Annotated in this window: 1 pseudogene; it reads left to right on the top strand. The window is 75.6% G+C overall.

The annotated features are described in order from the left end of the window. Positions 1–422, top strand: a pseudogene (locus G3I78_RS49090) (DUF58 domain-containing protein); the annotation flags it as partial.

Raw genomic sequence — 422 nt, 5'->3', positions numbered from 1 at the left:
GGTCCTGCTGGACACCCGCGGGGTCGCCTTCGAGGGCGCCGGACCGGACTCCGCGTTCGAGTGGGCGGTGTCCGGGGCCGCGTCCACCCTGGTGCACCTGCTCGAACAGGGCTTCTCGACGCGGCTGCTGACGGACTCGGGCACCGCGGTCCCCGGCGACGGCGGCGGCTTCTCCTCCGGCGGGCAGGAGTCCGCGGAGGCCGCCGGGCTGATGATGGACACCCTCGCGGTCGTCGGGCACTCCGACGGCGCCGGACTGACGCGCGCGTACGAAGCGGTGCGCAGCGGCGGCGGCCACGGCGGGGGCTTCGCCGGAGCCGGCGGTGACGGGCTCCTCATCGCCTTCTTCGGGGACCTGGACGACGCACAGACGGAAGTGGCGGCCAAGATGCGCGGACGCTGCGGGGCCGCCGTGGCCTTCG

Source organism: Streptomyces sp. SID13726 (genome assembly GCF_010548375.1).
Lineage (GTDB): Bacteria > Actinomycetota > Actinomycetes > Streptomycetales > Streptomycetaceae > Streptomyces.
The sequence above is the reverse complement of the archived record's forward strand: the minus strand, read 5'-3'. Positions and strand labels throughout refer to the sequence as shown.